Annotated in this window: 9 protein-coding genes; 6 read left to right on the forward strand and 3 right to left on the reverse strand. The window is 66.6% G+C overall.

The window, feature by feature from the left end:
• Positions 1-148: 148 nt before the first annotated feature.
• Together RMR04_RS21515 and RMR04_RS21520 are read left to right on the forward strand one after the other, a co-directional pair.
• Positions 149-2452, forward strand: a complete 2304-nt coding sequence (locus tag RMR04_RS21515) for an NADP-dependent malic enzyme (protein WP_311910417.1) — start codon at positions 149-151, stop codon at positions 2450-2452.
• Between the two features lie 304 nt (positions 2453-2756).
• Positions 2757-4370, forward strand: coding sequence for a peptide ABC transporter substrate-binding protein (locus tag RMR04_RS21520; RefSeq protein WP_311910418.1), 1614 nt, complete (start codon positions 2757-2759; stop codon positions 4368-4370).
• Positions 4371-4437: 67 nt separating this feature from the next.
• On the opposite strand, the gene RMR04_RS21525 is transcribed toward RMR04_RS21520, so the two are convergent.
• Positions 4438-5379: an IS110 family RNA-guided transposase gene (locus tag RMR04_RS21525; protein WP_311909627.1), complete on the reverse strand. Its 942-nt coding sequence runs from the start codon at positions 5377-5379 to the stop codon at positions 4438-4440.
• A 289-nt stretch (positions 5380-5668) separates the two neighbouring features.
• On the opposite strand from RMR04_RS21525, the gene RMR04_RS21530 reads away from it, so the two are divergent.
• The 3 genes from RMR04_RS21530 to RMR04_RS21540 are packed head-to-tail and all read left to right on the forward strand — an operon-like array spanning position 5669 to position 9369.
• Complete coding sequence (locus tag RMR04_RS21530; RefSeq protein WP_092176644.1) at positions 5669-6589, forward strand: ABC transporter permease subunit; 921 nt, start codon at positions 5669-5671, stop codon at positions 6587-6589.
• A gap of 10 nt (positions 6590-6599) precedes the next feature.
• Positions 6600-7751 (forward strand): ABC transporter permease subunit, encoded by a 1152-nt coding sequence (locus RMR04_RS21535; RefSeq protein ID WP_311910420.1) that lies wholly within the window; start codon positions 6600-6602, stop codon positions 7749-7751.
• A 1-nt stretch (position 7752) separates the two neighbouring features.
• Positions 7753-9369, forward strand: coding sequence for an ABC transporter ATP-binding protein (locus tag RMR04_RS21540; RefSeq protein WP_311910421.1), 1617 nt, complete (start codon positions 7753-7755; stop codon positions 9367-9369).
• A gap of 162 nt (positions 9370-9531) precedes the next feature.
• On the opposite strand, the gene RMR04_RS21545 is transcribed toward RMR04_RS21540, so the two are convergent.
• Both RMR04_RS21545 and RMR04_RS21550 read right to left on the reverse strand, forming a co-directional pair.
• On the reverse strand, positions 9532-10230 hold the full coding sequence (locus RMR04_RS21545; RefSeq protein ID WP_311910422.1) for an NAD(P)-dependent oxidoreductase: 699 nt from the start codon (positions 10228-10230) through the stop codon (positions 9532-9534).
• Complete coding sequence (locus RMR04_RS21550) at positions 10227-10517, reverse strand: Rossmann-fold NAD(P)-binding domain-containing protein (RefSeq protein WP_311910423.1); 291 nt, start codon at positions 10515-10517, stop codon at positions 10227-10229. The genes RMR04_RS21545 and RMR04_RS21550 overlap by 4 nt, the downstream gene beginning before the upstream one ends.
• A 180-nt stretch (positions 10518-10697) precedes the next feature.
• On the opposite strand from RMR04_RS21550, the gene RMR04_RS21555 reads away from it, so the two are divergent.
• Complete coding sequence (locus RMR04_RS21555) at positions 10698-11555, forward strand: D-amino-acid transaminase (protein WP_311910424.1); 858 nt, start codon at positions 10698-10700, stop codon at positions 11553-11555.
• Positions 11556-11601: the final 46 nt, after the last annotated feature.

Genomic DNA, 11601 nt, shown 5'->3' on the forward strand with positions numbered 1-11601 from the left:
GGCAGGTGAACTCGCAGCTGGGCTCGAAACCGGGCCCGAAGAATTTGCCTCGGCGCAAGCCCTTCATCTCCTGCCCGCGCTTGACGCCGCCGCTTTTCCGCGCGACCCCCTTTGCTCGGGTTGACGGCGATATGAAGGAAGCGTGGGGATGGCCAAGAGTACCTTGTCGGCGGATATGCGCTCGGGCGCGCTCGTCTACCATCGCAGCCCACGCCCCGGTAAGATCGAAATCCAGGCGACCAAGCCGCTCGGCAACCAGCGCGATCTGGCGCTGGCCTATTCGCCCGGCGTGGCTGCCGCCTGCGAGGCGATCGTCGACGATCCCAGCCAGGCCGCCGAACTGACCTCGCGCCAGAACCTCGTCGCCGTCATCACCAACGGCACCGCCGTGCTCGGCCTCGGCGATATCGGGCCGCTCGCCTCCAAGCCGGTGATGGAGGGCAAGGCGGTCCTGTTCAAGAAATTCGCCGGTATCGACTGCTTCGACATCGAGGTCGAGCAGAAGAACATCGAGAAATTCGTCGAGGTCGTCGCGGCGCTGGAGCCGACCTTCGGCGGCATCAATCTCGAGGACATCAAGGGTCCGGAATGCTTCGAGATCGAGGAGCAGCTCAAGGCCCGGATGCAGATCCCGGTCTTCCATGACGACCAGCACGGCACGGCGATCATCGTCAGCGCGGCGGTCCTGAACGGGCTCGATCTCGCCGGCAAGCATATCGGCGAGGTCAAGATCGTCGTCTCCGGCGCGGGCGCCGCCGCGCTCGCCTGCCTCAACCTGCTGGTCTCGCTCGGGGCCCAGCGCCGGAATATCTGGGTCACCGACCTCGAAGGCGTGGTCCATAAGGGCCGCAACACGCTGATGGATCGCTGGAAGGAGATCTATGCGCAGGAGACCGACGCCCGCACGCTGGCCGAGGTCATCGGCGGCGCCGACATCTTCCTCGGCCTCTCCGCCGCGGGCGTGCTCAAGCCCGAGATGGCCAAGCAGATGGCCGCCAAGCCCCTGATCCTGGCGCTCGCCAACCCCAACCCCGAGATCACGCCGGAAGACGCTCTTGCCGTGCGCCCGGACGCGATGATCTGCACCGGGCGCTCGGACTATCCGAACCAGGTCAACAACGTCCTGTGCTTCCCCTATATCTTCCGCGGCGCGCTCGACGTGCAGGCGACGACGATCAACGAGGCGATGAAGCTCGCAGCCGTGCGCGCTATCGCCGCGCTCGCCCGCGAGGCGACCTCGGACATCGCGGCGCGCGCCTATGGCGGCGAGGCCTCGACCTTTGGCGCGACCTCGCTGATCCCCAACCCCTTCGATCCGCGCCTGATCCTGCGCATCGCGCCGGCCGTCGCCGAGGCCGCGATGGCGACCGGCGTCGCGCGCAAGCCGCTCGAGGATGTCGAGGCCTATCGCGAGGATCTGTCGCGCTTCGTCTTCCGCTCCGGCTTCATCATGAAGCCGCTCTTCGCTCTGGCGAAGGCCGACCCCAAGCGCGTGATCTATGCCGAGGGCGAGGATGAGCGCGTGCTGCGCGCCGCCCAGGTTGCGCTCGAGGAAGGGCTCGCGATCCCGATCCTGATCGGCCGCCCGAGCGTGATCGAGACGCGCATCGAGCGCTTCGGCCTGTCGATCAAGCCCGGCCGGGATTTCGAACTGATCAATCCGGAGGACGATCCGCGCTATCGCGACTACGTCCAGACCTATCTCGACATCGCCGGCCGGCGCGGCATCACGCCCGATGCCGCCCGCTCGCTGGTGCGCACCAACAACACGGTGATCGCGGCGCTGGCCGTGGCGCGCGGCGAGGCCGACGCCATGATCGCCGGGCTGGAGGGGCGCTATCTCTCGCGGCTGCGGCACATCAAGGACATCATCGGCCTGCAACCCGGCGTCTGCGACATCTCGGCGATGACCTTGATCATCACCAACAAGGGCGCCTTCTTCCTGGCCGACACGCATGTGAAGGCCGATCCGACCGCCGAAGAGATCGCCGACATGACGGTGCTCGCGGCGAGCCATGTCGCGCGCTTTGGCATCGAGCCCAAGATCGCCTTGCTCTCGCATTCGGATTTCGGCGCCGCCGACACGCCCTCCTCGCTCAAGATGCGCAAGGCGCTCGGCCTGATCCGCGAGCGTGCGCCGGAGCTGGAATGCGATGGCGAGATGGAGGCCGACACCGCGCTCGTCGCCATGGTGCGCGAGCGCGTGCTGCCGTCGTCGCGCCTGAAGGGCGTCGCCAACGTCCTGATCTTCCCCAATCTCGACGCCGCCAACATCGCCTATCAATTCGCCAAGGTGCTGGCGGACGCGCTGCCCGTCGGGCCGATCCTGATCGGCGCGGCCAAGCCCGCCCATATCCTCACCGGCTCGGTGACGGCGCGCGGCGTCGTCAACATGACGGCGCTGGCGGTGGTCGAGGCGCAGGAACGGGCGGCGGCCGCAGTGGCTGGCTGAGGCCTGCTTTCCGGGAGCCGCGCCGTCATTCCGGGGCGATCCGAAGGATCGAGCCCGGAACCCATTAACACCGGCTCACCCGTCATGGTCGGGCTTGTCGCGACCATCCACGCCTTCCGGCGGCGAGGTCTGTGTTCAAGACGTGGATGCTCGCCACGAGGGCGAGCATCACGGCAGTTGTTCCAATTCAAACCGTCGGTCTCCAAGACCTGTTTTTACGCCTTGGCAGGCGCTGACAGCCGGGCTCTACTTCCCCCACGATGCCTGTGCGCCGCAGAGTCGGCCACCGCCAGGGGAGGCTTCCATGTTCGACGTCACGCGCCGCGCCGCGCCCTTCCTGCTTGCCGCAGCCCTTGCCGCAGGCTTGGCCATCGCCGGCGCGGCGACGGCCGCGGCGCAGGTGGTCTTCCATCGCGGCAATGACGGCGACCCCGAGACGCTCGACGCCCACAAGACCTCGACGGTCACCGAAGCGCATCTGCTGCGGGACCTCTCCGAGGGGCTGGTCATCCACAGCATGAAGGGCGAAGTCGTGCCCGGCGTCGCCGAGAGCTGGACGATGTCGCCGGACGGCAAGACCTATCTCTTCAAGCTGCGCAGCAATGCGAAATGGTCGAATGGCGACCCGGTCACCGCGTCTGACTTCGTGTTCTCGCTGCGGCGGATGGTGAACCCCGAAACCGGGGCGAAATACGCCAATATCCTCTATCCCATCCTCAATGCCGAAAAGATCAACAAGGCCGCTGCCGACACCAAGCTCGAGGATCTCGGCGTGAAGGCAATCGACGAGCACACGCTCGAGCTCAAGCTGGAGCGGCCGACGCCCTATCTCCTGGAACTGTTGACGCATCAGAGCGGGCTGCCGGTCCATCCGGCCTCGGTCGCGAAGTTCGGCAAGGACTTCGTCAAGCCGGAGAACTGGGTCTCGAACGGCGCCTATGTGCTGAAGGAATTCGTGCCCAACTCCCATATCCGGCTCGACAAGAACCAGGCCTTCCACGACGCCGCCAACGTCAAGATCGACACGGTGATCTATTACCCCTCCTCGGATCTGGCCGCCGCGGCGCGCCGCTTCCAGGCCGGCGAACTGCACCTGACCACCGACATCCCGGCCGACCAGATCAAGCAATTGCGCGAGAAGCTCGGCGACCAGGTCAAGGTCGGGCCGTATCTGGGCACCTATTTCCTGATCATCAACAGCGCCAAGAAGCCCTTCGACGATGTCCGCGTGCGCCGGGCGCTGTCATTGGTGATCGACCGCGAATTCATCGCCGACGAGATCTGGAGCGGCACGATGCTGCCGGCCTATGGCGTGATCCCGCCCAATATCGGCAATTACGGCGAGCGCGCCGAGGCCGACTTCAAGAACGCCTCGCCGCTTGACCGCGAGGACGAGGCGAAGAAGCTGCTCGCCGCCGCAGGCTTCGGCCCCGGAGTGCCGCTCAAGGTCCAGCTGCGCTACAACACCACCGACAACAACCGCCGCACCATGATCGCCATCGCCGAGCAGTGGAAGGCGATCGGCGTCGAGACCTCCTTCATCAACACCGACGGCAAGACGCATTTCGCCTTCCTGCGCGACGGCGGCGATTTCGACGTCGCCCGCTATGGCTGGATCGGCGATTATTCCGACCCGCAGAACTTCCTGTTCCTGTTCCAGAGCGACAATACCGGCTTCAATTCGGGCAAATACGACAACCCGACCTTCGACAAGCTGATGAAGACCGCCGCCGACGAGGTCGACCTCGTCAAGCGCGCCGCGATCCTGCGCGAGGCTGACGCGATCCTGGCCGCCGACGTGCCCTGGATCCCGATCCTGTATTACTCGACCAAGAACCTGGTCTCGCCCAAGCTGGTCGGCTTCGAGCAGAACCTGCGTGGGGCGATCCCGACGCGGTTCTTGAGCCTGAAGCCCTAGAACGGCCGTTGTCACCGGAACCACGCCGTCATCCCGGACGCAGCGAAGCGGAGAGCAACTGTCATGTTCAGCTTGCTTTGTTGTTGAATTGCCAGGGTTTTTGATTGCGCGCCATGGCGTTGAGAACGACGAGGATACGTCTGGCGAGTGCGATGAGGGCGACTTTGGCGGCTTTGCCGGCTTTGCGCAGGCCGTCATAGATGGCCTTGGCCCAGGGATTGTGGAGCTTGGCTGCGAAGGCGGCGAGGTAGAGGCTGCGCCGCAGGGCGTCGCGTCCGGCTTCGATGTGGCTGATGCCGCGGGATTTGCCGCTGTCGTACGGATAGGGAGCGACGCCGGCCAGCGCCGCAGCCTTCCTGGCGTCGATATGGCCGAGTTCAGGCATCTCGGCGAGGAGGACCCGGATGGTGTTGGGTCCGATACCGGTCATGCTGTCGAGGAGCTCGGCCTTGGCGCTGAACTCCTCATCGGCTGCGATCAACACTTCGATGGCGGCCTGGGCTTGCTTCACGGTACTGCGGATGGCGTCCATCTCGGTCTCGATCACGCGGCGCAGGGCCTCGACCTCGATGTGATCGAGGCGGTTCTGCAGGCGCAGGAGGTAGGCTTGCGCCCGGGCGATCTCACGCGACCAGAGCGTCAGCTCCTGCTGCGAGAGGCTGGGCTTTGGGAAGGGCCTGGCCTCGTGGGCGACGAGGAAATCGGCGATCAGGCGGGCATCGAGCGGATCGGTCTTGGCGCGGTTGCCGCGTGCCTTGGCGAATTGACGGCAGCGCCAACTATCGACCATCAGCACGGTGAAGCCCGCCTCGCGAAACAGGCTGACGGCAAGCCGTTCATATCCGCCGGTCGGTTCCATGCCGACGGTGGTGAAGCCGGCCTGCAGCAGACGCTTGATCTGCGCCAGGATGGCCGGCGCGGTATTGTCGATCCGCACGACCTTGCTGGCGATGGCAAGGTCGAGCCAGCCTTTGGAAACGTCGATGCCGACGGGGCTGTTCTGTGTCATGGTCATAAGCATCCCAGGCTTGGAAGCGAGGTCAAAAGCCCCGTGCAACTGTTCGGACTGGCTTGGGTGCGGCCGACTGCTCTTGCTCTGTTCAACCTCTTGAGGGCTGACCGGGATCTCGGCATCTCGACCGCGCCGGCTGGGGATGGCCGTCCCCGGCCGGCCAAACCATCTTACACAGTCTGCCTTTCCAATCCGGGATCCATCGTAGAGTTCACTGCCCTTCGATGGATCCCGGGTCGACCTGTGGTCGCCCGGGATGACGCCGAGGGTTTCATGAAGGACCTGAATGCTCCCCTTCATCCTGCGCCGCCTCGCGACCGCGATCCCGACGCTCTTCGTCGTGGTGACGCTGTCGTTCTTCCTGATGCGCGTCGCGCCCGGCGGGCCGTTCGATCTCGAGCGGCCGCTGGAAGCCAAGGTGATGGAGAACCTGCGGCGCATCTACCAGCTCGACCAGCCGCTCCTTCAGCAATACCTGACCTATCTCGGCGCGCTGCTGCGCGGCGATTTCGGCCCATCCTTCTATTTCCGCGATTTCTCGATCGGCGAATTGTTCGCACAGGGCCTGCCGGTCTCGATGCGGCTCGGCGCCTCGGCCCTGGCGCTCGCCCTGCTGATCGGCGGGCCGCTGGGAGCGCTTGCCGCCTTCCGCCAGAACGGCAATGCCGACCATGCGGTGATGGGCTTCGCCGCGGCCGGCATCACCATCCCCAATTTCGTCGTTGCACCGGTGTTGCAGATCGTCTTCGGGCTGACGCTGGCCTGGCTGCCGGTCGGCGGCTGGAATGGCGGGGCCTTGCGCAACGTCATCCTGCCGGTCGTCACGCTCGCGCTGCCGCAGATCGCGGTGATCGCGCGCATGACGCGGGCAGCCATGATCGAGACCCTGCGCGCCAACCATATCCGCACCTTGCGCGCCCAGGGGCTCGACGGTTCGACGGTCGCGTTGCATGCGCTTAGGGCCTCGGCCCTGCCGGTCGTCTCCTATCTCGGCCCGGCGGCGGCGGCGCTTCTCACCGGCTCGGTCGTGGTCGAGACGATCTTCGGCATTCCCGGCATCGGCCGCTATTTCGTCGAGGGTGCGCTCAACCGCGACTACACGCTGGTGATGGGCACGGTCGTCGTCATTGCCGTCTTCGTGCTCGTCTTCAACCTCGCGGTCGATCTGCTCTACGCCCTGCTCGACCCCCGCGTCAGGCTGGATTGAGCATGGCGCGATGAGTGATTTGCCCCCCAGTTCCTTGCCTCCAAGCCCCGTACCTCTCACTCCCCTGCCCACGATCGGCCGCTCGCTCTGGCAGGATGCGCGCAACCGCCTGATGCGCAACCGCGCGGCAAGGCTGAGCCTGATCGTGCTGGGGCTGATGGCGCTCTCCTGCGTCGCCGGCCCCTGGCTCACCGGCCACCCTTACGACCGGGTCTATCCCGACTATGTCCGCGTGCCCGCCAGCCTGGAGAGCTATCCGAAAGCCGAGGCGATCCCCGCCGCCGTCCAGCGCATCGCCGCCCGCATCCGCGCGACACCGGGCGATGTCGTGGTCGCGGGCGAGAGCTTGCTGATGACGCTGACCTCGCCGCGGCCGATCGACCAGCGCCTGCTGGTCTATTTCGACCGCTCCGACCAGTTCGGCACGCCCCGGATCACGGCGAATGAAGAGGATGGCCGCAGGCTTGCCGTCGAGGTCCCGCTCAAGCGGCAGCGTTTCCTGTTCGGCACGGATGCGAATGGCCGCGATCTCCTGACCCGCACCCTGATCGCGGGGCGCGTCTCGCTCGCCATCGGCCTGCTCGCGACCGGCGTCGCGCTGATCATCGGCGTGCTCTACGGCGCAACCGCCGGCTATCTCGGCGGGCGCATCGACATGCTGATGATGCGCGTGGTCGATGTGCTCTACGCCCTGCCCTTCATCTTCTTCGTCATCCTGCTGGTGGTGTTCTTCGGCCGGAACTTCATCCTGATGTTCCTGGCGGTGGGGGCGATCGAATGGCTCGACATGGCCCGGATCGTCCGGGGCCAGACGCTCTCGCTCAAGCGGCAGGAATATGTGCTGGCGGCCGAGGCGCTGGGCGTCACCACGGGTGGCATCATCTGGCGCCACATCATCCCCAACACGCTCGGCCCCGTGATCGTCTATGTCACGCTGCTGGTGCCCAAGGTCATCCTGCTGGAGAGCTTCCTGTCCTTCCTCGGGCTCGGCGTGCAGGAGCCGATGACGAGCTGGGGCGTGCTGATCTCGGACGGCGCGCGCGCCATCCAGGGCGCCTGGTGGATGCTGGTCTTCCCGGCGACCTTCCTGGTGGCGACGCTGTTTGCGCTCAACTTCCTCGGCGACGGCCTGCGCGACGCGCTCGACCCCAGGGATCGCTAGGATGGCGACGAGCGATCCCATCCTCTCGATCCGCGACCTGCGCATCCGCTTCCGCACCAATGACGGCATGGTCGAGGCCGTGCGCGGCATCGACCTCGATGTCGGCACTGGGGAATTCGTCGCGATCGTCGGCGAGTCCGGCTCGGGCAAGAGCCAGAGCGTCATGGCCGCCATGGGCCTGCTCGCCGGGAATGGCGAGGCGACGGGCTCGATCCGCTATCGCGGCGCGGAACTGCTCGGCCTCAAGCCCGCCGCGCTCAACGCCTATCGCGGCCGCAAGCTCGCAATGATCTTCCAGGAGCCGATGACCTCGCTCGATCCGCTGTTCCGGATCGGCGCACAGATCGCCGCGCCCCTGCGCAAGCATCAAGGCCTGTCGCGCAAGGCGGCACGGACCAGGGCGCTCGAACTGCTCGAACTGGTCAGGATGCCGCGGCCCGAGGCCAGGCTCTCATCCTACCCGCACGAACTCTCCGGCGGCCAGCGCCAGCGCGTGATGATCGCGATGGCGCTCGCCAACGACCCCGACATCCTGATCGCCGACGAGCCGACGACGGCGCTGGACGTCACCATCGAGGCGGAGATCCTGGCGCTGATCGCCGAGCTGCGCCAGCGGCTCGGCATGGCCGTGATCCTGATCACCCATGACCTCGGGCTCGTGCGCCAGCATGCCGAGCGCGTCTATGTGATGAAGGCAGGCGAGGTCGTCGAGAGCGGGACGAAGCGGCAGATCATCAACGCGCCCACGCATCCCTATACGCAGATGCTGCTCGCAGCCGAGCCGGAAGGCCGCAAACCGCCGCCGCCGGACGGTGCGCCCATCCTGCTCGCGGCGCGGGACCTGCGCGTCAGCTATGATCTGTCGCGCGGCTACGATCTGTTACGAGGACTCCTGCGCCGCGAGACCGCCCTGCTCCACGCCGTGGACGGCATCGACCTGACGCTGCGGCGCGGCCAGACCATCGGCATCGTCGGTGAATCCGGCTCCGGCAAGTCGACGCTCGGCAAGGCGGTGCTGAAGCTCGTGCCCTCCTCTGGCACGGTTCGCTTCGAGGATCGCGCCCTCGAGCCGCTCGACCGCGCCGCGATGCGGCCCTTGCGCAGCAGCCTTCAAGTCGTCTTCCAGGACCCGTTCGGTTCGCTCTCGCCGCGCCTGACGGTCGGCGAGATCGTCAGCGAGGGGCTGCTCGTGCATGCGCCTCATCTCACCCGGGCCGAGCGCGACCTGCGCGCCGCGCAGGCCCTGGCCGAGGTCTCGCTCGAGCCCGCCTTGCGCAACCGCTACCCGCATGAATTCTCGGGCGGCCAGCGCCAGCGCATCGCGATCGCCCGCGCCATGATCCTGCATCCCAAGCTCGTCGTGCTGGACGAGCCGACTTCGGCGCTCGACCGCACCGTGCAGAAGAGCATCGTCGCGCTGCTCAAGGAGATGCAGGCCCGGCACGCCCTCTCCTATCTCTTCATCAGCCATGACCTCGCGGTGGTCCGCGCCATGGCGGACTGGATCATGGTGATGAAGGACGGCCGCGTCGTCGAAAGCGGGCCGACGGAGGCGATCTTCGAGGCGCCGCAGGCTGATTACACGCGCCGGCTGATCGCGGCTTCGATCAAGGGCTAGTTCCCGCACCGTCATTCTCGGGCGCAGCGGAGCGAATACCCGAGAATCTCGACGAAGAGATGCTCGGGTCAAGCCCGAGCATGACGGCCCGGAGTGTTCACACGTTCAGGGCCCATGGCTGCGCCATGTCCCGGAATGACGGTGCGGTTCCATCGAAAACGCTCAGGAACGCCCGACCACCTCCGGGTTCATCACCCGGCTGGGCTTGCCGTCGAGGAAGGCGAGCGCGTTCTCGATGCTCTCGCCATAGTACTCGGCCAGGACCGGCGCAGCGGAATAGCCCTGATGCGGCGTCAGCACGACATTGGGCAAGCTCCGCAGCGGGTGCTCGCGCGGCAGCGGCTCCTGATCGTAGACGTCGAGCGCGGCACGGATCGCGCCCTTGCGCAGATGCTCCAGCAGGGCGCCCTCATCAATGAGCGGCCCGCGCGCCGTGTTCACCAGGCAAGCGCCGCGCTTCATCGCGGCAAGCTCGGCCTCGCCCACGATGCCGCGCGTGCGCTCGGACAGGACGAGATGCAGCGAGACCACGTCCGAGGTCGCGAACAGTTCATCCTTCCCGACATAGGCTACGCCTGCGGCAGCGGCAGCCTCGGTGGTCAGGTTCTGGCTCCAGGCGACGACCTCCATGTCGAAGGCCTTGGCATAGCGCGCCACGCGCTGGCCGAGCTTGCCGAGACCGACGATGCCGAGCCGCTTGCCGGCGACGACATCTCCCAGCGGCAGGCCCTCATGCCAGCCGCCGGCCCGCATCAGCGCATCGGCCTGCGGCAAGCTGCGGGCATTGGCGAGGATCAGCGCGAAAGCGAGTTCGGCGGTTGCCGCGCCGACATGTTTTCCGCCGGTATTGCTGACGATCACGCCGGCCGCCGTGCAGGCGGCGAGATCGAGCGTCTGGGCGCGCCCCCCGTCAGCGCCAGGAGCCTGAGCTTCGGCAAGCGGCCGATCAGCGAGGCGCCGAAGACCGTGCGCTCGCGCGTCGGGATAATGATCTCGGCGTCGACCAGCGCAGCTGCAACCGCCGCCTCGCTGGCGAAAGCCTCGCTCAGGAAACGAACTTCGGCCCTGGCCTCCAGCCCGGACCAGTCGGCGCATTGCCCGGCGACGTGCTGGCTGTCGTCGAGGACGATGACGAGGGGACGGTTCATGCGGACTTCCTTCACTTCAGCTCGGCCGCTTCAGCTTCAACGCATCCTACTCTCGCGGCGCGGGCACAGTGTTGCGCGCCGCGCTGATCCGCAAGCCGGCTTTGAGGCTCGCCTCGCCCGAAAGGCTCGGCTAGGAAAGAGCGCTATCCCCCAAGCCCTCGGATCCAAGAGTCCTGCCCCATGAGCCGCATCGTCTACGTCAATGGCGAATACCTCCCCGAGGAAGAGGCGAAGATCTCGGTCTTCGATCGCGGCTTCATCTTCGCCGACGGCATCTACGAGGTCTCGGCCGTGCTCGGCGGCAAGCTCGTCGATTGCGAGGCGCATCTGGCAAGGCTCGAACGCTCCTGCGGCGAGATCAACCTGCCCCTGCCCTGGTCGCGCACTGAGCTGGTCGCGATCCATGAGGAAATGATCAAGCGCAACGCCCTCGACGAGGGCGGCGTCTATCTGCAGGTCACGCGCGGCGCCGCCGACCGCGACTTCCCCTTCCCCAAGGACACCAAGCCGACGCTGGTGCTGTTCACCCAGGCCCGCAACTATGTGAATGCGCCGACCGTGAAGACCGGCATCAAGGTGGTGACCTTCCCGGATCTGCGCTGGGAGCGGCGCGACATCAAGAGCGTCGGCCTGCTCGGCCAGGTGCTGGCCAAGCAACATGCCGCCGAACAGGGCGCCAATGACGCCTGGCTGGTGGAGGACGGCGTCGTCACCGAGGGCGCCTCGGCGACCGCCTGGATCGTCAAGGGCAAGACGCTGATCTCGCGCCCGCTCTCCAACAAGGTGCTGCCCGGCATCACGCGCAAGGCCGTGCTCGCCTTTCTCGCCGAGACCGACTTCACCTTCGAGGAGCGGACCTTCACCCTCGAGGAGGCGCTCGACGCCGAGGAGGCCTTCATCACCTCCGCGACGGCCTTCGTCATGCCGGTGACCACGCTCGACGGCCACACCATCCATAACGGCGCGCCGGGCCCGACGACGCTGCGCCTGCGCGAGATCTATGTCGATTTCGCCAGGAAGGGCGGCGTTCTGGGGTGAAAGCACCGCGGGGAACCCCTCTCCCTTCTCCCCTCGCGGGAGAAGG

The organism is Bosea sp. 685, from assembly GCF_031884435.1.
Classification (GTDB): Bacteria; Pseudomonadota; Alphaproteobacteria; order Rhizobiales; family Beijerinckiaceae; genus Allobosea.

Excerpts from the sequence above, each read along its gene's own strand:
- RMR04_RS21540 (WP_311910421.1), top strand. The coding sequence starts at position 7,753 with ATGGCGACGAGCGATCCCATCCTCTCGATCCGCGACCTGCGCATCCGC.
- RMR04_RS21535 (WP_311910420.1), top strand. The coding sequence starts at position 6,600 with ATGAGTGATTTGCCCCCCAGTTCCTTGCCTCCAAGCCCCGTACCTCTC.
- RMR04_RS21555 (WP_311910424.1), top strand. The coding sequence starts at position 10,698 with ATGAGCCGCATCGTCTACGTCAATGGCGAATACCTCCCCGAGGAAGAG.
- RMR04_RS21530 (WP_092176644.1), top strand. The coding sequence starts at position 5,669 with ATGCTCCCCTTCATCCTGCGCCGCCTCGCGACCGCGATCCCGACGCTC.
- RMR04_RS21550 (WP_311910423.1), bottom strand. The coding sequence starts at position 10,517 with ATGAACCGTCCCCTCGTCATCGTCCTCGACGACAGCCAGCACGTCGCC.
- RMR04_RS21520 (WP_311910418.1), top strand. The coding sequence starts at position 2,757 with ATGTTCGACGTCACGCGCCGCGCCGCGCCCTTCCTGCTTGCCGCAGCC.
- RMR04_RS21515 (WP_311910417.1), top strand. The coding sequence starts at position 149 with ATGGCCAAGAGTACCTTGTCGGCGGATATGCGCTCGGGCGCGCTCGTC.
- RMR04_RS21525 (WP_311909627.1), bottom strand. The coding sequence starts at position 5,379 with ATGACACAGAACAGCCCCGTCGGCATCGACGTTTCCAAAGGCTGGCTC.